General features: G+C 70.2%; 17 protein-coding genes and 1 pseudogene. 7 read left to right on the top strand and 11 right to left on the bottom strand.

What is annotated here, in order from left to right:
• Nucleotides 1-69: 69 nt before the first annotated feature.
• The 7 genes from BM362_RS24990 to BM362_RS24960 form a co-directional block, all read right to left on the bottom strand.
• Nucleotides 70-1,071: a proline racemase family protein gene (locus BM362_RS24990; RefSeq protein ID WP_093574742.1), complete on the bottom strand. Its 1,002-nt coding sequence runs from the start codon at nt 1,069-1,071 to the stop codon at nt 70-72.
• Nucleotides 1,072-1,983: a dihydrodipicolinate synthase family protein gene (locus BM362_RS24985; RefSeq protein WP_093574741.1), complete on the bottom strand. Its 912-nt coding sequence runs from the start codon at nt 1,981-1,983 to the stop codon at nt 1,072-1,074. It lies immediately after the preceding gene.
• Nucleotides 1,980-3,344, bottom strand: coding sequence for an FAD-dependent oxidoreductase (locus BM362_RS24980; protein WP_093574740.1), 1,365 nt, complete (start codon nt 3,342-3,344; stop codon nt 1,980-1,982). Before BM362_RS24980 ends, BM362_RS24985 begins: the two co-directional genes overlap by 4 nt.
• Entirely contained in the window at nt 3,341-3,649 is a 309-nt protein-coding gene (locus BM362_RS24975) for a (2Fe-2S)-binding protein (protein ID WP_067595499.1), read from the bottom strand. Before BM362_RS24975 ends, BM362_RS24980 begins: the two co-directional genes overlap by 4 nt.
• Nucleotides 3,646-4,818: an NAD(P)/FAD-dependent oxidoreductase gene (locus BM362_RS24970; RefSeq protein ID WP_093574739.1), complete on the bottom strand. Its 1,173-nt coding sequence runs from the start codon at nt 4,816-4,818 to the stop codon at nt 3,646-3,648. Before BM362_RS24970 ends, BM362_RS24975 begins: the two co-directional genes overlap by 4 nt.
• 77 nt (nt 4,819-4,895) lie before the next feature.
• Nucleotides 4,896-5,495 (bottom strand): helix-turn-helix domain-containing protein, encoded by a 600-nt coding sequence (locus BM362_RS24965; protein ID WP_167545424.1) that lies wholly within the window; start codon nt 5,493-5,495, stop codon nt 4,896-4,898.
• Nucleotides 5,496-5,872: 377 nt separating this feature from the next.
• The gene (locus BM362_RS24960; protein WP_167545423.1) at nt 5,873-9,058 is read right to left on the bottom strand and encodes a S8 family peptidase; all 3,186 of its coding nucleotides are present in this window, start codon (nt 9,056-9,058) and stop codon (nt 5,873-5,875) included.
• Between the two features lie 938 nt (nt 9,059-9,996).
• On the opposite strand from BM362_RS24960, the pseudogene BM362_RS24955 reads away from it, so the two are divergent.
• Both BM362_RS24955 and BM362_RS50675 read left to right on the top strand, forming a co-directional pair.
• Nucleotides 9,997-10,482, top strand: a pseudogene (locus BM362_RS24955) (alpha/beta fold hydrolase); the annotation flags it as partial.
• Complete coding sequence (locus BM362_RS50675) at nt 10,472-11,134, top strand: YegP family protein (protein WP_425285730.1); 663 nt, start codon at nt 10,472-10,474, stop codon at nt 11,132-11,134. The pseudogene BM362_RS24955 and the gene BM362_RS50675, both read left to right, overlap by 11 nt.
• On the opposite strand, the gene BM362_RS24945 is transcribed toward BM362_RS50675, so the two are convergent.
• A complete protein-coding gene (locus BM362_RS24945; protein ID WP_280142741.1) occupies nt 11,110-11,553 on the bottom strand; it encodes an SUKH-4 family immunity protein in 444 nt (147 codons plus the stop codon). The genes BM362_RS50675 and BM362_RS24945 overlap by 25 nt on opposite strands.
• A gap of 751 nt (nt 11,554-12,304) precedes the next feature.
• Nucleotides 12,305-13,870: a flavin-containing monooxygenase gene (locus tag BM362_RS24940; RefSeq protein ID WP_093574735.1), complete on the bottom strand. Its 1,566-nt coding sequence runs from the start codon at nt 13,868-13,870 to the stop codon at nt 12,305-12,307.
• 193 nt (nt 13,871-14,063) lie between these two features.
• On the opposite strand from BM362_RS24940, the gene BM362_RS24935 reads away from it, so the two are divergent.
• From BM362_RS24935 to BM362_RS50670, 4 genes are all read left to right on the top strand, one after another.
• On the top strand, nt 14,064-15,005 hold the full coding sequence (locus BM362_RS24935) for a LysR family transcriptional regulator (RefSeq protein ID WP_244287267.1): 942 nt from the start codon (nt 14,064-14,066) through the stop codon (nt 15,003-15,005).
• A 475-nt stretch (nt 15,006-15,480) separates the two neighbouring features.
• A complete protein-coding gene (locus BM362_RS24930) occupies nt 15,481-15,954 on the top strand; it encodes a MarR family winged helix-turn-helix transcriptional regulator (RefSeq protein WP_093574734.1) in 474 nt (157 codons plus the stop codon).
• Between the two features lie 35 nt (nt 15,955-15,989).
• Complete coding sequence (locus BM362_RS24925) at nt 15,990-17,633, top strand: FAD-dependent monooxygenase (RefSeq protein WP_244287266.1); 1,644 nt, start codon at nt 15,990-15,992, stop codon at nt 17,631-17,633.
• Nucleotides 17,634-18,318: 685 nt separating this feature from the next.
• The gene (locus tag BM362_RS50670; protein WP_198545499.1) at nt 18,319-18,537 is read left to right on the top strand and encodes a serine hydrolase; all 219 of its coding nucleotides are present in this window, start codon (nt 18,319-18,321) and stop codon (nt 18,535-18,537) included.
• An 85-nt stretch (nt 18,538-18,622) separates the two neighbouring features.
• On the opposite strand, the gene BM362_RS24915 is transcribed toward BM362_RS50670, so the two are convergent.
• Both BM362_RS24915 and BM362_RS24910 read right to left on the bottom strand, forming a co-directional pair.
• Nucleotides 18,623-19,303, bottom strand: coding sequence for a response regulator (locus tag BM362_RS24915; RefSeq protein WP_067588200.1), 681 nt, complete (start codon nt 19,301-19,303; stop codon nt 18,623-18,625).
• Nucleotides 19,300-20,535, bottom strand: a complete 1,236-nt coding sequence (locus tag BM362_RS24910) for a sensor histidine kinase (protein WP_208865322.1) — start codon at nt 20,533-20,535, stop codon at nt 19,300-19,302. The genes BM362_RS24915 and BM362_RS24910 overlap by 4 nt, the downstream gene beginning before the upstream one ends.
• 110 nt (nt 20,536-20,645) lie before the next feature.
• Here BM362_RS24910 and BM362_RS24905 point away from each other — a divergent pair, with 110 nt between their 5' ends.
• The gene (locus BM362_RS24905) at nt 20,646-21,620 is read left to right on the top strand and encodes a hypothetical protein (RefSeq protein WP_067588202.1); all 975 of its coding nucleotides are present in this window, start codon (nt 20,646-20,648) and stop codon (nt 21,618-21,620) included.
• Nucleotides 21,621-21,871 lie beyond the last annotated feature (251 nt).

Raw genomic sequence — 21,871 nt, 5'->3', positions numbered from 1 at the left:
GCTTCCGGGACATCAGCCGTCGCGAAACGGCTTTCACGACAGAGCCGTTTGGCGCGGCCCAGCCGCCGGTCAGAGGACGAACCCCGCGGGGAACGGGTCGTCCGGATCGAGCAGATAGGTGGCGTTGCCGGTGATCCACGCCCGCCCGGAGAACTCCGGCACCACGGCGGGCACGCCGCCGACGACGGTCTCGGCGACCAGTTCGCCGGAGAACGCGGTGCCGATGAACGAGCTGTTCTCGAACGGCGTGTGCAACGGCAGCTCGCCGCGGGCGTGCAACTGGGCCATCCGGGCCGAGGTGCCGGTCCCGCACGGCGACCGGTCGAACCAGCCGGGATGGATCGCCATCGCGTTGCGCGAAGCCCTCGCATCCGACCCCGGGGCCAGGAACTGGACGTGTTTGCAGCCGCCGATCAGCGGGTCGGCCGGATGTTGCGGCGGACGCTGGTCATTGATCGCCGCCATGATGTCCAGCCCGGCGGCGAGGATCCGGTCCTTCTCCGCCCGGTCGAACGGGATGTCCACTTGGGACAGTTCGAGAATGGCGTAGAAGTTGCCGCCGTAGGCCAGGTCGTAGTGCACCTCGCCGAGGCCCGGCACCTCGACGACGGCGTCGCGTTCGGCGAGGAACGACGCGACGTTGCGGAGCTTGACGCGGACCGCGCGGCCGTCGCGCACCTCGACCTCGGCGTGCACGAGGCCGGCCGGGGTGTCCAGGCGGACCACGGTCTTCGGTTCGCGCACCTCGACCATGCCCGTCTCCACCAGCACGGTCGCCACGCCGATCGTGCCGTGCCCGCACATCGGCAGGCAGCCGGACACCTCGATGTACACCACGCCCCAGTCGGCGTCCGGCCTCGCCGGCGGCTGCAGGATCGCGCCGCTCATCGCCGGGTGCCCGCGCGGTTCGTTCATCAGGAACTGGCGCAGGTGGTCCAGGTGCGCCATGAAGTACCGGCGGCGTTCGGCCATCGTGTCGCCGGGGATGACGCCGACCCCGCCGGTCACCACCCGGGTCGGCATCCCTTCGGTATGCGAGTCGACCGCGGTGATCGACCGGATCGACCGCACCTACTCCACCCCCAGCGAGGCGAGCGCGCGGCGCAGGTCGGCGGTGACCTGCGCGCGGTGCTGCCCGGTCAGCGGTCCCCGCGGCGGGCGGCACGGCCCGCCGTAGCGGCCGACGAGGTCCATCCCGAGTTTGATCGCCTGGACGAACTCGGTGCGCGAATCCCAGCGGAACGCGGCCACCAGCGGCTCGTAGAGCGCCCGCGCCTCGTCGAGTTTCCCGGACCGCGCCAGGTCGAACAGGCGCACCGACTCGGCGGGGAACACGTTGGGGAACCCGGCGAACCAGCCGGTCGCGCCCATCAGCAGGCTCTCCAGCACGACGTCGTCGGCACCGCTGATCACGTCCAGGCCCGGTGCCTGTTCGCGGATCTCCAGCACCCGCCGGACGTCACCGGAGAATTCCTTGACCGCGACCACGTTGTCGATCTGAGCGATCTCGGCCAGCAGCGCGGGCGTGAGGTCGACCTTGGTGTCGATGGGGTTGTTGTAGACCATCACCGGCAGCCCGACCGACGCCACCGCTTCGAAATGCGCGAGCACCTCGCCGCGGTTGGCGCGGTACATCGTGGGCGGCAGGCACAGCAGGCCGTCGGCGCCGTCTTCGGCCGCGACTTCGGCCCACTGCTTGGCCTGGTGCGCCCCGGGACCGTGCACGCCGACGACGACGATACCGTCCTCGCCGACGGTATCGATCGCGGTGCGGGCGGCGCGGCGGCGCTCCTCGTCGGTCAGCGACGAGTACTCGCCGAGCGAGCCGTTCGGGCCGACGCCCCGGCAGCCGTTGTCGACCAGCCACCGGCAGTGCGCGGCGTAGGCGTCGTAGTCCACGGCCAGCCCGGCGGGCGCCGACGCGTCCTCCCGGTACGGGAGTGCGGTCGCGACGACGACGCCGCCGAGGTCGGGGGTGCTCATTCGGGTTCTCCTTCGGTTCGGGCGAGTTCGCCCAGCCGGATCGGCTGGACGATCGGGCGGTGGTGCCGTTCGGCACCACCGTGGAGTTCGGCCACGACCGGGCCGCAGATCCGGCCCTGACACGGGCCGAGGCCGGCCCGGGTGCCGAGTTTCAGCGCGTGCGGACCGGGACAGACCTCGTCCTCGGCCGCGCGGGTCAGTTCGCCGTACGTCGTTTCCTCGCAACGGCAGACGATCGTGTCCTCGCGCAGCCAGCTTCGCCAGGCCGCGCCGATCGGATGCGCCGTGCCGAGGCGTTCGGCGAAACCGCGGGCTCGGTCACGCGCACGGAGCAAAGCCGGATCGGGTCTCGCGCCCGCGGCTGCGCGGCCTGCCACGGCGCCTTCGGCCGCCGCCGTGACCGCGCCGCCGATCCCGGTGATCTCACCCGCGGCGAAGACACCGTCCACTGTGGTCTCTTGGGTGGCGTCGACGCGGACGAAACCCTCGTCCAGGGCACAACCCGCGGCGACGGCGAGTTCCGGCTGCGGCACGAAGCCGTGTCCGACGCAGACCGCGTCGACCTCGCAGGTGCGTTCCGTACCGGGAACTACCGACCAGTCCGCGCGCACCTTCGCGGTCACGACCTCGCGGACGCGCTCCGCACCACGGGCCTCGATCACCGCCCGGCCCGTCCGGTACGGGACGCGACGCCGGGCCAGCGTCGCGGCATACCGGACCAGCTCTCCCGCTTTCCCGGCGTGGACGGCCAGCCGCCACGGGCTGGCCGTCCATCCTTTTCGGACGGTCGCGAACGGGTTCGCTTCCAGTACCGCGACCACCTCGGCTCCGACGTCCAGCAAAGATTCCGCGACCGGCAGCAGGAACGGCCCGGTGCCGGCGACGAGGACCCGCTCGCCGATCGCGACCCGCTCCCCCTTGGCCAGCGCCTGTGCCGCGCCCGCGGTGTACACGCCGGGAAGTTCCCAGCCGGGGAACGGCAGAGTACGGTCGTGCGCGCCGGTCGCCAGGATCAGCGCGTCCGGGACGAGGGTCACCCGCCGCCGCCCTGAACAGTCGGACTGCCCCCGCAGGACGTGCAGCCGCTTCTCCGCCCGAGAGAACGCCCAGACCGTCGCCCCGGGCCACCACCGGCACCGCGGATGCGTGAGGACCCGCCGCCGCCGGTCGAACTCCGCCCGGCCGTGCCGGATCCGGTCCGGGCGTTTCGCCGCGTACGCCTCGGGAAGCATCCGGTGGTACTGGCCGCCGGGGGTCTCGGCCTGGTCCAGCACCGTGACGCGGGCACCGGCCCGCAGCGCGTGCTCGGCCGCCGCGAGCCCGGCCGGACCGGTGCCGACGATCACCACCTGACGGCTCACGCGCGTTCCTCCCGGGACTGGGTGCGAATCTCGTCGCCGTCGGCCGCCGGGCGGCGGCACGCGCGGACGTCGGGTACGTCGTTGACCGTGAGCAGGCAGTCGAAACACGCGCCGATCCCGCAGAACACCCCGCGCGGAGCCCCGGAACGCGTGGTACGCCACGAGGTCCGCCCGGCAGCGAGCAGGACACCCGCGACGCTCTGACCCGCGATCCCGGTCAGAGGTTCGCCGTCGACGGTGATCCGGATCGGCAGGTCGGTCCGGTCCACCGGATCGCGGTCGCGGGGAAGCAGCCGTCCGCTCATGCGGCCGCCTCCGCCAGAACGGCCGGACGGTCCACAGCGAACTCTTCGACCGGCATCGCGGGGTCCGTCCCGGTCAGCAGCTCGCGCAGCAAGCGCGCGGTGCCGACACTCAGCCCGATGCCGGCGCCCTCGTGTCCGGTGGCGTGCCAGAGGTTCCCCAGCCGCGGATCCTCGCCGAGCACCGGGAGGTGATCGTCGACATACGGCCGGAAACCGCCGTACGCCCGCATCACCGCGACATCGGCGAGCGCCGGAAACAGGCGCAGTGCCTTGACCGCGATGGCGCTCAGCACGTCCGGGCGGATCGTGTCGTCGAACTCCACGCGGCGACGTGACGAGCCGATCAGCACGGTGCCGCCCCAGGTCGACTCGACGACGGCGGAGGTCCGCAGTTCGCCCGAATCGGCGCCGACCGCGCCGACGTAATCGGCGTCGTAGACCTTGTGCCGGACGACGCCTGGCATCGGGGCGGTCACCAGGACCTCGCCCCGGCGGGGACGGACGGCGATCGGAGCGCCGAGGCGCGCCGAAACCTGCCCGGCCCACGGGCCCGCGGCGTTCACGACGACGTCGGCCTCGATCACCTCGCCGGGGACGCGGATCCCGGTGATCCGTCCGTTGCCGACGGTCGCGCCGACGACCTCGGTGTCGAACCGCGGCCGCGCGCCGTGGCGCAGCGCGGAGCCCAGCAGCGCCAGCGCCGCGCCCGCGGGCTGGACCTGAGCGTCTTGCGGGTAGTGGAATGCGGCGGTCACCTCGCGGGTCAACGCGGGCTCAGCGTCGGCAAGTTCTTCGCGGGACAAGGGTTCCGCACGGACCCCGGTCTGCGCGGCGGTGAACGCGGTGAGGGCGCGGGCGCCATCGCCGGTGGTGGCGACCACGATGCCGCCCTTCGGGTCGTACTCGATCGCCGAAGCGGCGCGCACGTCCTCGCCGGCGATCTCGGCGACCACCCGGGGCCACAACGCCGCGGAGAGCTTCGCGAGTTCGAGCTCGGCCCCGGGTCCCTTGTCAGAGACCAGGATGTTGCCCTCGCCGTGCGACGTGGTCCCGCCGGCGGGACGGCCGCGATCCACGACCACGACGTCGAAACCCGCCAGGCTCAGCTCCCGGGCACACGCGGCACCGACGATACCCGCACCGAGCACAGCCACCCGCGTTCGGTTCATCAACCCTCCATCGTTCGGTAAAGCGAACGATCGGAGAGTAGATTCCCCCTCGGAGAGGTGTCAATACCCGGGAGCGGTCAGCCGTTCAGCACCGGATGCGGCCTGCCGTCGAGCCGCTCGTCGGCGCGGTACTGCAACAGCAGGACCGAGTGCACCGGACCGTCCGGAGCGGTGTAGCAATGCGGCTCGCGGGCGTCGAAGGCGACGTAGTCCCCCGGCCCGGCCTCGACCCTGCGGCCCGCCACCTCGACCAGCAGCGATCCGGTCTGCACGATGGTGTGCTCGATCCCGACGTGCCCTTGCGAGCGCTGCGGCTCGTCGCCGCGCACCACCTGGTCGTACACCTCGAAAACGCCGTCGCCTGCCTCGATCCGCCGCAGCGGCCGAAGATCCACGCCCTCGCCGCGCAGCACCTCGACGTCGGCGCCGCGCACGACGGTGAGCGCGCCGCCCGCCCGGTGGTCGAGCAGATCGGAGATCGCCACCTCCAGCACCCTGGACAGGCTGAACACGGTCTCGATGGTCGGATTGCCGCTCCCGGACTCCAGCTGCGACAGCGTCGCCTTGCCGATGCCCGACCGCCGCGACAGCTCGGACAGCGAAAGCCCACGCGCCGCACGCGCCGCACGCAGGTTGACCGCCAGCATGTCCCGGATTGAGGGCGTCTCGTCCTCCACCACCGCTCCCGTCGTTCGACAAACCGTACGATCGGACAGGCGAATCGTTCGCTTTGCCGATCGATTTCCCGGATATCATGACACGTCTTCCGGTACCGGGGCATAGCCGCGGCCGATAGGGCGACGCGATGGCGGGCGGCGCGGCGCTTCGTCGCCAACCGGTGTGGCACCGTCGAGACGAGGTCACGGGCGCGGCCGATCTTCGCTTTGCCGAACTGGACAATGCGAAGCCCGCCCCCGGTTCGCCTTCAGCGAAGATCGATTCCTGACGCGGAACACTGTTTCGCCGACGGAGCGTTGGACTCCCGAGTTGTCCGCAGTCGCGAAACGTGGGCCGGCATCCCGCGCCCGGCCCACGTCGCGTCGATCCGCGGCGGCTACCGCTTGAGCTTGTAGGCCCGCAGAATCGTTTGTTCGACGGTGTTTCCGCCCTGGCCCTCAGCCTGCCCACGCAGGGACACCGACGAGGCGTCCGGCGGATGCGCCAGCGTCACCTTCCCCCCGATCACCGGTGCGTCGGCCCAGTTCTTTCCCTCGTCGTAGGACACCTGCACCGTCAGCCACGCGTACGGGACGGGCCCACCGTCGACGCCTTGGAGGAACACCGGCACGTCCAGCCGTTGCCCGGCGGGGGCGCTGCTGGTGAGGTCGAGCTGGGGCGTGAACCGGATCGCCGTCAGCGGCAACGTCCGCCGTCCGTCGACATGTGCGGAGCCGAAGCACCACGCGACGGTCTGGTGAGTGGACACGCCGGATTCGGACGGTTGGTCGACCTCGACGCCGAGCCGGTACCTGCCTGGCTCGGGGCCGACGGTGAAAACCGCGTGGCCCGGTGTCTCGTTCTGCCCGACGAGCTTGTCACCGCGGTGCAGAGTCGTGTGCCCCCGCAGCTTGGTGTCGCCGGTTCCCGCGTTGCCCGCGCCGTCGGTGAACATCGGAATGTCCGCCCAGATGTCGTCGTTGATGCGCTCGGCCCACGGCGGCCCGAGCATGGATTCGGGCAGTCCCGGCCCGAACGGACCGACGTTGAACCGCTCGTGGTATCGCTTGCCTGCCCGGTAGGTCTTCGGCGGCGACTCCAGAACAGTTTTCACTGTACCCTGTTCGGCGAAAACTCCTGACCACCGCGTAGCGCCGGTGCTGTAGAACTCGGTCCGGCTGCCGGGAATCGCGACCGGCTGGTACACCTCCAGGTTGACGGAGCCGATCCCGTCGGCCTGGCCCGGAAAGACCGAGCGCGCACCTTCCTTGACCGCGTCCGGAGCCCCGAACTCGACTTGCACCTGGGCGAGGTCCTTCTGGCGCACGTCTCGGCGGAAGCCGGTGGGATATCGCCCCGGCGCGAACCAGGCGAAGTTGTACTCGCCTTTCTTCCCGGTCGACTGGCTGCTGATGTGCGCGGCGAAGACGTCGGGGGCTGCGTCCGGGCCGACCTGCACGGTCGAGATCTTGTCCAGCGGCCCCTTCGTCACCAGCGAGTAGCGGGCCGGGAGGGCGCCCATGACTTGGCTGAACCCGACGGAGGACGTGTGTGCTTTCGCTGCCGGGTCGGGGCCGTTGACCTTGATCGGCTTTGCCTGCCGGGCGTCGAAGGTCAAGACCGCGTTCTCCGTGAGCTGGTGAGCCGGTTCGACCAGTTCGTAGTGGCGAACGTCCTGCCCGCCGGATATCTGTGAGGCAAGAACGGTGTAGCGGCCCTTGGGCAGCCGGATCTTGCCCTCCGGCGGCACCGTCTTCCATAGCTGACTGTCGATCCCGAGCACGTCCGCGCTCGACGTGCCCGGCGGCACCGGCTTCCCGTCCGGTCCGAGCTGGGCGACGGTGAGGTCGTAGCTCTCCGCTTCGCGTGTCACGGCCAGCGGCGTGACGATCTCGGCGGTTGTCGAGCTGGCGACCACCTGGCCCGAATACCCGCCGGCGAGGGATCCGAGACGCGTGTCACTGGTCACGTTCACTTTCGCCGTCTCGCCGCCCGGGATGGTGACCTGCTGCTGGTCGAGCGAGAACATGCCCTCCGGGGCTGGCTTGCCATCAGGCCCGGTCACTCGTACGGACAGCTTCAGCGTGACGTCCGCCGTGCTGTCGTTGCGGTAGGACAGCGGTTTGCTGACCGGTTTGTCATCCTCGTGCGGCCAGCTCTGGACGCCGAAGCCGAGTTTGGCCGGTGCGGTGACGACCTGCCGCGCCAGCGCCGCCGGGACGTCGATCCGTCCCGGACCCCGCTCGAACGCCCCGAACTTCGGTTCCGGCTTAGCCGAGGCGATCAGCAGCGCCTTGAGCTGCTGGCCCCTGAGATCCGGGTGAGCCTTGGCCACCAGCGCGGCGGCACCGGCGACGTGCGCGGTACCGATGGCCGTGCCCGGTGCGATGACATCCGGTTCGATGGCACCGTCATCGAACCTCGGGCCCCGGACGGAGGACTCCGCCAAGCCGCCTTCGCCGTTGACAGCGCCGACGGTCAGCGCGGCATCGGCACTGCCCGGCGACTTCACGGTCTCCTCCGACGGGCCGCCGTTGCCCGCTGCGACGACGAACAACGTGCCGGTCTTCGCGGACAGCGAGTCGACTGCCTCTTCCAGCGGATCGGCCTCGGGGGCGCCGACGCCGACGCCGAGGGTGACGATGTCGGCCCGTTGGCCGGCCGCCCACTGCATCCCGGCGATGATGTCCGAGTCCCGCCCGGACCCCGCGTCATCGAGTACCTTCCCGTCGAGTATCTGCGCCCCGTGCGCGATACCCTGGTACTCCCCGCCCGCGAACGCGCCGGTGCCCGCGATAATCCCGGCGGCACGGGTGCCGTGCCCGTTGCGGTCCACGTTGTCGGCAGCGTCGCTGAAGTTCCGCTGGCCGGTCACCCGTCCCTGGAGGTCCGGGTGCGTCGCATCCACCCCGGTGTCCAGGACGGCGACCTTGACCCCTTCGCCGGTGACGCCGCTCCCCCACGCCCGCGGCGCGCCGATCTGCCGTGCGCCGCCGCCGAGGGTCTGCCGTCTGCCGTCCAGCCAGACCCGTTCCACTCCGGACCTGAGCACTCGACCGCCTCCCGCGGCGGCCGTGACCGAGTTCCACACCTGATCGACCCGGGACTTCTCCGCCTTCACGGCGACTCCGCCGATGCTGGGCAGCTCCCGCCGCACCCGAGCGCCGCTGCGTGCCGCGGCCCGCCCGCCGGTGACGATCAGCGGCAGTTGGTCGCTGTCCGAATCGGCATACCCGGATCGGCGCAGTCCGGCCACGTCGAACAGCCGCTTGTCGACCGAACCGGCAGCGACCAGCGACTGCGCGTCCGAGGGGATCACGTAGGCGTGGCCGGCCCGGTCGAATGCCCGGAACGCGATGCGGTCGCGGCCGGGGCCGGGCTCGACCGCGTACTTGCCGTGTCCGTAGCTGATCACCTTGTCCCCCGTGATCAGGGTGACGGTACTGCTGGCGTGCTCGCCTCGTGGCGGATGGCCGGGCGGGGCGGCCGCCGCGGCCGAGACCGAGCCCAGTGACGCCGAGGTGGCGCCCAATGACAACGCCAGCACTACGACCGCGATTCGCGGCGTTCTTGCCAAGGACACAGGGACACTCCTGTCTTTCGGTTGAGACCTGGACGGGCAAGCAACACCGTCGGCGGCGGGCGGGCGTTTGGCCGTGGTGATCAGGAATGGGCGGATACCCGGCAGAGGACCCTGCGGGCATCCGCGAAGCGCTGTTTAATCGAGGCCGAGGTGAAAGTGTTCCTCGCCATTGGCACAGACGATCACTGCGGACAGCGAACGAAGGTCTATGTCCGCCGCTGCCGCAGACAAGCTTCCTTCCTGGCTGGGCATTACCGAAACAGGTCGCGATGGTCTCTTCTGTCCCGTTGTGTTCGGCGTACAGGGTGGTGTGCACATTTCCTGATTGGTCTGCCCTGAAGACGCTCGGCAGACTGGAGCCGCCGGGAGTCCGCGCCACGCAGAGGTTCGCCGCCCAGCACGCCCGGCGCTAATTCGTCGGCCAGATATATTATCCTCCTTGGTGGAACGCCGGGAGCGGTCAGGAGCTGGCAGTTTCCGCAGGGCCGAGACAAAGCCGGACCCGATGAATCCGTGTCGACCTGCGTTCACCCAGAGTCGCGTGGACGGGCACCCAGAACAATCGGGGATTCGTTAGGTATTCATCCCCAACACCCGGCTTCTCGCCACTCGTGCCGGACGCTTTGATCCTTGGCTTCGGCCTGGGAAAGGATGTGTCTGGTTCGCCGAGGCATCCGGAGGAGTTCCGGCGGGACGCGGTCGCGTTGGCGCGGTCGGTGTCTCGTCCGTTGGCGCAGGCGGCTCGTGAGCTGGGGGGATCACGAGACGCTGCGGACGTGGGTGCGGGCCTGATCGTGCCGAGCGGGCGGCCGAGACCGGGAGCTGCGCAAGCGGGTACCGGTTCATCTCCGCCCACCGGCGCGTATGGTGTCGCCCGCTGTGCCGTGTCCTCGCGGTGCGCCGCCGCGGCTTCTCCGAATGGCTCGCCTCCGCCCCGGCTGGGCCCGCTGATCGCTACCGACCAGACGGTCAAGGACATCGACCTGCTGCGCGTGCTGCTCGGCCGCGACAAGATCAACTGGGTCGGCTATTCGGCAGGCACCTGGATGGGTGCCCACTACGCCCAGACCTTCCCGGCCGGTTCGTCCTCGACGGAGTTCACCACGACCTGGCAGAAGTCGTTCGACGCACAACCGCTCGGCTTCGAGCGCCGCTGGCGGCAGGACTTCCTGCCGTGGATGGCGAAATACGACAAGCTCTACCACTTCGGCACCACCGGCGAGGCAGCCCGCCAGACCTACGAGCAGATCCGGTACGCCCTCACCCAGGGCCCGGTCACCCTGCCCGACGGCTCGCACGTGTCGGCCAACGGTCTCGACTCGTTCATCGCGGCGCAGATCTACTCGAAGCGCGCCTTTCCGGGGCTGGCCAGCGTGTCGGCGACGACACGTCCGCCGGACGAGGCGGGCACGGCTGCCGGCCGGATCCCCGGTCGAATGGCAGCCTGCCGTCCGGGAAACCCCGGATCGGGCGACGGACGCGAGCACCGCACGCCTAGCGCGATGGGCGGCACAGGACGGTCGAGCGGGAAGAAGGTACGGCCTGGCGGGGAAGTTCGAGGGCTACTACGACAAAGGCGGCAAGTTCCGGTTCCGGCTCAAAGCCGGCAACGGCGAAATCGTCGCCTCCGGCGAAGCCTACGAGACCAAAGCCGCGGCCAAGCCGTACAGCGCGCCGCCAGCGACGCGAAAAACGTCGAAACCGACGGCTGACTACCGCGATACTCGCAGAGATCAGGGCGTCCGCAGCGAAACCGCAGCACAAGAGCGAGCGACGCAGCGCCTGCGCCGGAGCAAACCACCAAAGTGCAGGCACCGCGCCATGGTCGCCGCCAGACTCGGCATCGACCCGCTCCGCGAAGCCTACGACGCGCGAGCCCGAAGCCCCACGACAACGCGGGCTGTCCGCGGCCACCGATCGCGTCCGCGGACCGGCCAGCGGCAGGTCCGAGACGACCTCTCCGCCCCAGTGCGCCGTCGCCGCGGCGGGCGTGAATACCAGTCCGACAACCATGAGCAACGCGAGAAAAAAGCGGGTTGCGCCCTTCGCGCTCATGACGGGACCTCATCCAGGTAGTCCGGCCAATGGGTGCCGCCGGGCACCATCGACTGCGGGTCCGGTGCGGTGAATTCAGTCCGCAGTTCCTCCGCCAGTCCTAGCGAGCGGTCCGGCGGCAAATGCGAGAGGTCGCCCAGCGACGTATCGATGCGGCCGAAAGCGCAGAGGAACGCGGGCACGCTGGAATTGAACAGCCGAAGCGGCCTGGGCACGCCTGGAATGACCCTCCGCACCGACCCTTCAGCAGTGTCGACGACGGTGGGCACGCCGTAGCTGTCACCGATTCCGACCAATTCGCGCCCTTCGATGAGCCGAGGCTCCTGGACTGGCAGGTCGTGGAAGACAAACTGCCAACAGTTCTCGACCGGAAGGCCGACCTCTGCGCGGAATTCCCGTAACCGCTCGGGCAGCGCCGGATGCAGTGCGTCCGGCGGGATCGGGCGCAGCTTTCCCCTCCATGCTGAGCGGATCTTTGCGACAAAGTCGTCTCCGCTGTCAGCGGTCGCAAGAACCGCCCCTGCCTGCGTCCCGTTCGAGCGCAGAGACCTGCACCGCTCGCGATCATCCGCCCCTCGCCGGTCACTCGATCAGCCGATGCCGCCGCGCCCGGCGGGCACGGGTCCGCCTGGGCGAGTTCCGCGCTGGGCGTGCGGTGCGCTAGCCCTTTTCGACTTGATGTACACGGTGACGTTGGTCGCGAACTTCCACCAACCCCGCTCGACGTGCCGCCAAGTCCGATTGTGGTGCGTAGTCGCGGGGAAGTGGACATAGTAGCCGGTGTAGCTGGTTCCGCTTGCGATATAGAAAGCCTCCGTTCCATCCTTTGCACACCAGTATGTGGGTGTCCGTGTCATTTCTTATCGTTCCGCAGATCGGGCCTGCGCAGCCTCCGTCTATCTGAGCCGCCGTCGTGCGGTCATTCAAATGGGACGGGACCCCTCCCTGACCGACGCCCGCAGACGTCGCCCAGACAGCAGCCGCGCGACAACGATCTGGCCTTCCGCCGGCCGAGGCAGGCCTAGGGCGGCTCAGGAATCAGCGCCGAGCCGGGCGGGCCACGTCGTCCATCGGATCAAGCCACGGCCCGGTTCGATCGATGGATCAGCTGAGCGTCGAATAGCCGCTGTGATCGGTGAGCCGGTTCGCAGTTCGCCACGAGGATGGTCTGGTGGTGACCTGCTTCGCGCACTACCCGGCCGACGCCGATCCGGCGCAGGAACTGGCCCGCTTCCCCGTGGCCGGCGCATCCGCGGCAGAGGTGACCGGCAGGGCTGGAGATCCTGCCGGGCCGGACTTCAGCACGAGGTCGCCGAGATCGAGCGTGCTGGTCATTTTCTGGAAGCTCGCGAGGTTACCGGGCCATTTGGTCACCACTTTGCCCGTCATGCCCAGGCGGTACCAGCTGTGGCACGCACCGGCCTCCCAGACAGAGTCCGCCATTGCGCCGTCGACCCAGGTGTTGAAGTCCCGCTGAGCCCGCTGCGACGGTTGGACGGAGACAGCGTCGTTCTCGTCGACCAGCCGAAGGTATTGCATGATCATCTTCATCTGCGCCTCGATGACCGCGACGATAGACCCGCTCGCCTGGGTGTGCGGCCCGGTCACGAGGAAGAGGTTGGGAAACCCCGCGACGACAGTGCCCTTGTAGGCGTGTGGCGCTTCGCGCCACACATCCGCCTTCAACGACCGCGCGGATTCACCGCGGAACTCGATCCCGGCGAACATGGCGGTCGCGGTGAAGCCGGTCGCGAGAACGACCACGTCGGCGTCCCAGGCGCGCCCGTCGCTGGTCACGACGCCGGTCTCGGTCATCGCTGAGATCTCTGCCGACCAGACAGTGGTTCTGCGGTCGGCGAGGGCGGGATAGAACGCGCTGGACATGACCGGCCGGCGGCAGCCGAACCGGTACGACGGCGTCAGGAGTTCGCGCAGGCCCGCGTCGCGGATCTCCGACTCCATGTAGTCCCGCCACTGCCCTTCGATCTTCGCGAGGCCGGCCTCGTCCATGACCGCCTGTGTCTCCGCCTCGACGTTGAACCTGTGCTCGGCCGCCGAACGCAGGGCGTCCATCCGCGCCGGTTCGTCCCGGAACCGTGCCTGCGCCTCGATGTCGTAGAACTGGTCGTCCTTCGGCATGACGTAGGGCGGGGTGCGGATCACCGCCAGCACGCTCTCGGCCACGTCGACTGCGTAGGGCAGAACCTGCGCAGCACTGGCGCTCGCACCGACGACCACCACGCGCCGACCTGCCAGGGAGATTCGCTCGTCCCATTGCGCGGTGTGGACCACCTCGCCGCGAAACGTCTCGCGCCCCGGAAGGTCAGGAATGCGAGGAGTGCTGAGCGAACCGCTCGCCACGATCAGGAACCGGCACGACAGCGATCCTCCCTCGGCGGTACGCAGGTTCCACACGCCCGCGGGTTCCGCCCAGCTCGCCGACACCAGCGTGGTGGCGAACCGGACGCGGTCCCGGACCCCCAGATCGTCGGCCACCGTGTTGATATAGGCGAGAATCTCGTCCCACGGCGCGTAGCTCCGCGTCCACGTCGGGTTCGGAGCGAACGAGAGACTGTAAAAGTGGGCCGGGACGTCGCAGGCCGCATTGGGGTATCGGTTGTCCCGCCACACCCCGCCCAGTTCGGCGGCACGCTCAAGAATGACGAAGTCGTCCCGTCCCTCGGCCAGCAGGTCGTGCGCAGCGCAGATTCCGCCGAAACCCCCACCGACCACGACGGTCTCGTGGTACTCGATCATGATGTCACTCCCACGTCGGCTCTGATCAAGCGGTTCTCGCGCGTGGCGGGCATCAGTTCACCCCGTGCCCGTCACCTCGCTTCAGATCGGCACCAACACTCCACGCTGCCGAGGCGGGACGTCCAAGGCTTGTTTCGCATCCCGTGACGCGTTTCAGGCATCACGGCCCGGCGAGCGGGCTATCTTGTGTGGGGTGCACCCGACCGACGCGCTGCCACCGGCCGAGTTCGACCTCCGGCTGGTCCGCTACTTCACGGTGGTCGCCGAGCAGCGGCATTTCGGCCGCGCCGCGGCACTGCTGCACGTCACACAGCCGAGCCTGAGCCGCCAGATCCGGACCCTTGAGCAGCGCGTCGGCGCCCGGCTGCTCGACCGCGACCGGCAGGGCACCCGCCTTACCCCCGCCGGAGCCGCGTTCCTTCCCCACGCCAGGCAATTGCTAGCCGTCGCCGCGACCGCCGCGGCGGAGGCCCGTGCGGCAGCGGCGCCCAGCCGGGTCACCGTCGGCCACACGCGCGGGCTGATCATCACTCCGGCAGTGCAGCGACTGCGCCACCACCGCCCCGAGGCCGAGGTGCACACCGTGCACCTGGAGCTGTCCGAGGTTCGGGCGGCCCTGTTCGGTCACCGTGTGGACGCCGTCGTGGCTCGACTGCCGTTCGCCACTGACGGGCTGCGCATCACCGTCCTGTACGAGGAGCCCCGGGTGCTGCTCGTGGCCGGGGACCATCGGCTGGCCGGCCGCGAATCGGTCGCCCTCGACGACATCGCGGCTGAGCCCATGCCGAGGCTGCCCCATGCGGAGTGGGACTCGTACTGGCGTCTGGACCCCCGTCCGGACGGTACGCCGGCACCCGACGGTCCGCTGATCGGCCACCTTGAGGACTCGTTCGAACTGATCGCCTCCGGGCAGGCCGTCGCCATCGTGCCCGCCGGGCTGCGTGCCGACAGCACCCGCCCGGACCTGACCTCGATCCCGCTGCACGGCTTCGCGCCCTGCCAGGTGGTGCTCGCCACCCGCGCCGGGGAGACCGCGCCCTTGGTGGCCGCGTTCCGCGAGGCCGCCCAGGCTCTGCTGAAGGGGGCGGGCCACCCCCGCAGCGACCGTGCTGCGCCAGCCGATCGGCCGCACTGAACCGATCCGCCACGACGACAGGCTCTTTCGTCCGCCCAGCGCGCTGGGGGCGCACATCGGCCCCTGGTGACGGGGAACGACGCCCAGCCCCGGCCCGAAGCCGCCGTCGGGTTCCGGAAAAGTGGTGACGGGGCTGCTGTTCGCCGCGCCGTATCCGGCTTCCATCGTCGGTACGGCCCTCGTCCACGACGTGTGCCATCGATGCGTCGTCAGGGGAGACAGCGGCGTACCGAGTCGAAGCAGTCCGGCGATGACGATGCGGAACAGAGCCGCCGTCACCACCCGGGCGGTGTCCGCATGCCTGACCTCGCCCCCATTACATAGGAACATTATCTACTCTGCCCCGAGCGGCGAGACGGTTCGGTGGCGAAACCCCACCACGATCGCGGCTAGAACCCAGACTTCGGTAACACCGAGGGCAGTGACGATCTCCGCACTGCTGGCCAATTACATAATCCTGTGATATAAATCGAGGATGGGCGAGAGCGAATGCGACCACGGGCGGGATGACGTCACGGAGGCTTTCGACGAGGTCATCCGCCTGATGATCCGGCACCTGAACGACCACGGAGGCCTGACGTTCCCCGCGATCACCTGCCTGGGCAGGCTCTACCGGGACGGCCCGGCCCGGCTGACGGCACTGGCGGCGGCGGTAGGTGCCAGCCAGCCCTCGACGAGCCAGCTGGTGCAGCGCCTGGAGCGGCAGGGACTGGTGGCGCGGGTCAGGGATCCCCAGGACGGGAGGGCGTCGCTCATCGTGCTCAGCGACGCCGGCCGCACCCTGGTGGCCAACCGTCTCCGCGAGCGCCATGACCGCCTGACGGAGTTGCTGGCCACGCTCTCCCCCGAGGACGACGCCTCGCTTCGGTTGGCGATGCAGGTGATCCGACCGATCGTCCGGCGGTTGACCGAGACCGCTCGCCGGTCGGAGGCCCAGGCCGGGTCCTGACGACTTGGCCACCCGATCCATTCCGGAGGTACACAATGACCACACCGTCCACAACCGCCGCCGCTTCCGCCTCGGCCGGGCATCCGCTCGACTATGACGTGGTGGTCGCCGGGGCCGGCCCCGCGGGGCTGATGCTGGCCGGTGAGCTGCGGGCCGGCGGCGCCTCGGCAATCGTGCTGGAACGGTTGGCCGAGGCCGATCCGATCCTCAAGGCAGGAACCCTGAACCGGCCCAATATCGAGACGTTCTCCCGGCGCGGCCTGCTTCCCGCGCTGCGGCAAGCCCAGCGGGAGACGGAGTGGACCGTCTCCTACATTTCCACCCGGCGTCAGGACGGCACGAGCGCGCTGCCCAGGTTCTCCGGACATTTCGCGGCAATCATGCTCAGCGACGAGATGCTGGACGAGTCCGACCCGGACCTGGCCGGGCTCCATCCCCCGGACATGGTCGCCCTGGTCCACCAGAAGCAGGTCGAGGCGATCCTCGCCGACCGCGCCGCCGGGCTCGGCGCGGAAATTCGCCGCGGGGTGGAAGTGACCGGCTTCGAGCAGGACGGCGAAGGGGTGACGGTCACGACCGGCCAGGGGCCGATCCGGTGCGGATGGCTCGTCGGCTGCGACGGCGGCCGCAGTACCGTGCGCAAGCTCGCCAGGTTCGACTTCCCCGGCACCGACCCGGAAATCACCGGCTACCACGGGATCGCCGACATCGTCGGCATGCAGGACCTCGGCGTCGGCTGGCACGCGACCGACACCGGCGTCTACCTCAACGACCCACCGCGCGGGCGGATCACCACGGTCGCGTTCGACGGCGCACCGGCCGACCGCGAGACCCCAGCGACCGCCGAGGACCTCCAGGCATCCATTCGCCACGTGACCGGCGCCGAGGCCACGGTCACCGGGGTCACGAGCCTGACCCGGTTCACCGACAACACCCGTCAGGCCACGACCTACCGGCAGGGGCGAGTGCTGCTCGCCGGCGACGCGGCCCATGTGCACCCTCCCTTCGGCGGACAAGGGCTCAACCTGAGCGTGGGCGACGCGATGAACCTCGGTTGGAAGCTCGCCGCCGCTGTGCGGGGGACGGCGCCGGACGGGCTGCTGGACACTTACACCGCCGAGCGGCATCCCCTCGGCGCCTGGGTGCTGAACTGGACGCGTGCCCAGATCACGGTGATGCGCCCGGAGCCCCATGCCCGCGCGCTGCGCGAGGTGGTGGCCGACTTGGCACGGACCGTGGATGGCGCCACCTACCTCGCGAAGAAGATCTCGGGCGTCTGGCAGCGCTACGACCTTTCCGGTGACCATCCGCTGGTCGGCGCCAGCGCACCCGACTACGCGCTGGCTGACGGGTCCCGGCTCGCCGACCACATGCACGACGGCAGAGCGCTCCTGCTGGACCCCTCCGGTGCGCTGCACGACCTCGCTGCCCCCTACCTCGACCGCGTGCGGACGATCACCACGGCCCCGCTGACCGACGACGCTCCGGCGTCCATGTTCCTACGGCCCGACGGTTACGTCGCCTGGGCGGGCGAACCCGACCGGAGCTCGCTGGACAAGGCACTGCAGACCTGGCTCGGCGTCCCACTGGCACATCCGAACCAGACTCCGGAAGCGGTCACCGCCGCCACCAACCCCTCTCTTGGCCAGAACCCACCCAGTGGCGAAGCAAAGCCTTGAGCAGAGTCTCGCGCGGTTCGATCATGGTGCGACACTGCCCAGCAGAGCTCCGAGCCGCGATCGGCCGCACCCGAGACCCCGGGACACAGCACGGTTCGAATACCGGCGCTCCACTAGCTCGGTGATCCGCCGAGGGCAGCTTCCGCACGAGAACGCTCGTTTCCGCCTGCCGCGACCGCACCATGATCACTTAGCCAGGTGTCGCGGAGAGAAGACCCCGGCCGTTCGCCAGGGTGACTGAATCTCTGCGGCGGCTTCTCTTTCCGGCTCGCGCGGTAAGTCCTCGCGGAGCTCCAGGAGCGTGCAGTCTTCCTCGACCCGCCGCCGCGTCCGCCAGCCCTCGCTGACTTTTTCGTCGCACGCCGCCCGGATCGCGGCGAAGCTCGTCTCCAGCCCGCACAATGCCAGCCGCCACCAGCATCGCCAGATCCGGCTCACGGGGTCCCGCCGGGCGGATGCCCACCGTGACCCGAACACCACCAAACTCGGTGCCACCACGCTCGCCTGCAACGCCACCTCACCGGCTCCACCAACCCCGCCGAAACCAACAACTGCAGCGACACCAGCCAATTCGTCTCCAGCAACACCTTCACCACCACCGACGGGTTCACCGCGACAGCGCTGGGCATGACCCCGCACGCACCAGCCTCACCCGCGATCCCCAAGGCCCGGCGTCACCAGCGGCATCGACGGCAACCACTTCACCGACACCGGTCGCGACGACGACGCGATCGGGAATTTCGTCACCGCCCTCGCCGGCGAGGGCCACCTCTTCCCGCCGGGCACCGTCTGCTCCTGGTCCAACAGCGGGCACGCGGCGCTCGGCAGACTGGTGGAGGCGTTGCGCGGCAAGCTCTTTCACGACGTGTTCGACGAGCGCCTGGTGACGCCGCTGGCCACGTAGAGGCCGGCGGGGAGCGCGTGCCCACCACGGCATGGGCGGTCCGCTACCTCTCCACACCCCAGCGGCTCGCAGCTGGCGATGAGCGCTACGAGCCCGGAGTGACCACTCCGGCCTCGTAGGCGTTGATGACCAGCTGCGCGCGGTCCCGTGCGTTGAGCTTGGACAGCAGGCGTCCGACATGCGTCTTCACCGTGCCGAGCGTGACGTACAGGTTCTCGGAGATCTCGGTGTTGGACAGGCCGCGGGCGATCAAGGCGAGGACTTCTCGCTCGCGTTCGGTGAGGCTCCGCAACGCCGCGGAGGCCAGCCCGGCGGAAGGCCCTTGGCGGACGAACGCGGCGATGAGGCGACGCGTGATCCGGGGCGCCAGCAGCGCGTCGCCCGCGGCGACCACTCGGATCGCGGTGACCAGCTCGGCCGCGGTCGAATCCTTGACCAGGAAGCCGCTGGCCCCGGCCCGCAGCGCGGCGTAGACGTATTCGTCGAGGTCGAAGGTCGTGAGGATGAGGACGCGGACCGACGCCGTCTCGGGGTCGGCGCAGATGCGCCGGGTGGCTTCGATCCCGTCCAGGTCCGGCATCCGGACGTCCATCAGCACCACGTCCGGCTGATGCCGCCGGGCCAGGCGGACGGCCTCGGCGCCGGTGCCGGCCTCGCCGACCGGCCGGAGCCCGGGTTCGGCCGCGAGCAGAGCGCGGAAGCTCTCCCGGATGAGCGCGTGGTCGTCGGCGAGCAGCACGCGGGTGTCCGGAACCGGGGCGGTCACGAGGCGGTCCTCGGCTCGGAGCGGGGGATCTCGGCCACGACCCGGAACCCGCCGCGGGCGGCCGGGCCGACGCTCAGCGTGCCTCCGTGGGCGGCGATCCGCTCCCGCATCCCGATCAGCCCCTGCCCGCCGCCCGGACGACCGCGCGGCATCGTGCGCGCCGGGCCGTCGTCGGCGATCTCGACGTGCACCGCGTCGCCCAGCCCGCGCACCACGATCCGGCAGTGCCGGGACTCGGAGTGCTCGACGACGTTGGTGAGGGCCTCCTGCACGATCCGGAACACTGCCAGATCGACACCCGGCGAAAGCCCCGCCGTTCCGGTGAGCGCGAGGTCGACCTCCAGTTCCGGCCCGCTGAGACGCTCGGCCAGGGCGGGCAGGTCCGCGCTGCCGGGCAGCGGGGTCAAAGCGGGACCTTCCGGTGCCGCGCCGGCGGAGACGGGACGCAGCACCCCGAGGATCCGGCGGATCTCGGCCATCGCGGCCTGGCTGGTCTGCTCGATGGTGCTCAGCGCGGCCTTCGCGTGCTCGGGCTGCGCGTCGGCGAGACGGCCCGCCACGGTCGCCTTGACCGCGATCAGGCTCATGCTGTGGCCGAGGATGTCGTGCAGCTCGCGGGCGATCCGGAGCCGCTCGCCGGCCACCGCCTCCACCGCCGAGCGGCGCGCGAACTCGGCTCTGTCCGCGCGCCGCGCGTGGACTACCAGCCCAGCCGCCCAGACCACGACGAGCTGGACCGCCACGGTCCCGAGTTCGAACTGCCACCACAGCGGCGCCTCGCTGTGCAGCGCGGCCGCACCCACCGGCACGTGGACGCGGTAAAACCTCGGGACGGTCACCGCGGCGGCGACGAGACAGCCGGCCAGCGCGGCGACGGCGACGGCGGTCCGGTCGGTCAGGTTCGCGACCGTGTAGGCCGCGACGGCGACAGGCGCGTAGGTCACCCACAACGCCCCTGCGCCGCCGACGCCGAGGAAGGTCGCCGACGCGGCGACAAGCACGATCCAGGACAGCACCGGAACGCTCCAGCGGCGGCGAAGCAGCAACGGCAACCCCACAGCTGCCCCGACCGCCCAGGAAACCCACGCCGGTCCTGGGTACGGCGGACCGGGCGGGTCGCGCAGGGTGTAGGCCACCAGCCACGTCGCGACCAGCGCCAACGCGACGTCAAGTACGACCCGGCGGTGACGCCGGGCCTCCCGGAACCGGTTCAGGCCGGCGAACTGCGGCACCCCGGCACGCTATCGCGGCTCCGGAGCCGCCGCGTCCTGCCCAGGTCAGACTTCGAAGATCCGACCCTGGTCAGATTCGGCAGGGCGCCCTCGCGCGGGAACGTGTGCCGATGACGACCTTGACTGAGCGCGAGAGCCGCCCCGCGTCCGACCTTCGGGCGATCACCGTCTTCGCCGTGGCCGTTGTGCTGGGCGGAGTGGGCGGCTTCGCGCTCGCCAAACTCTTCGGAGTCGGCGAACTGCGCTGGGGCGAAACCGAACTCTCGGCCATCTCCTCGACAGCCGGCGCGCTCGTGGTGGGGGCGGTCGCCGGGCGGCTGCTGCTGAGCGGTACCGGTCAGGCCATGCGGGTGCACGCGCCGGCACCCGTCGCCGGCTGGCCGGGCTCCCGGTTCGGCGCGGCCGCGCTCGTCCTGGCGCCGTTGCTGCTGCTGGCCGCGGAGGCCATCCGGTCGGGGACCGACTACTTCTACCCCGCGCAGCTCGCTGCCATGGCCAGCGCGCCGGGGGCCATTCTCGCCTCGTACGGCCTTTACACCGCCGGCCTGGTGCTGCTCATCCCCGCCTTCCTCGCGCTGACCGGGCTGATCGCCCGGGAACGGCCTGGATGGGCCTTCTGGGGAGCGACCATCGCCGTCGTGGGCAGCACGGTGCGCATCTTCCAGGACGGAATCAGCTTCCTGGCCCTGCACCTGGTGCCCGCGCAAGGGCTGGAGACCGCGACGACGGCGGTGAGCGAGACCTACCAGTCCTGGTACGTGCTGCAAACCCTCGACGGCAGCGACAACCTCGCCTGGGCGGTCCTCGCGATCGGCGCGTACCGGGCCAGGGTGCTCGGCTGGGTGCCCGCACTCGGTGTGGCGTTCATGCTGACCCACTACAGCGGCGTGCTGAAGGGAACCGACCTCAGCACCCTCACCGGCGCGGCGCTGCTCGCCGCCGTGTTCGTCCCCCTCGGAGTCAGCCTGTGGCGGCGCGCCGAACCCGTCTCCCGCAAGGTGTGGTGGGGCGGTATCGCCTCGGTGGCGCTGCTGGCCGCGCAATACCTGGTCACCGCACTGAACGGATTCCGCAGCTGGGGATGAGTCCCCGGTGCGGCCGGGTGCGAGGCAGGAACCGACCTCGCTCGATCTCGGAACGTCCCTGCCAGATTCTGGACAGTGCTGGGATCTGACGGCAGTTCTTGAGGATGCCGCGCAGGACGGCCTTCCGACTGGCCGGCTCCTGCGACCCAGGCGATCGAACAGTGCTCGCCATCGAACCGTCCATCGAGATGCTTCGCCAGCGACCGCCTACCGCCGCACTCGCCGGACTACGGCGAATAGCGCCGCGCCAA

Origin of the sequence: Amycolatopsis rubida, from assembly GCF_900115345.1 — a bacterium.
Classification (GTDB): Bacteria; Actinomycetota; Actinomycetes; order Mycobacteriales; family Pseudonocardiaceae; genus Amycolatopsis; species Amycolatopsis rubida.
The sequence above is the reverse complement of the archived record's forward strand: the minus strand, read 5'-3'. Positions and strand labels throughout refer to the sequence as shown.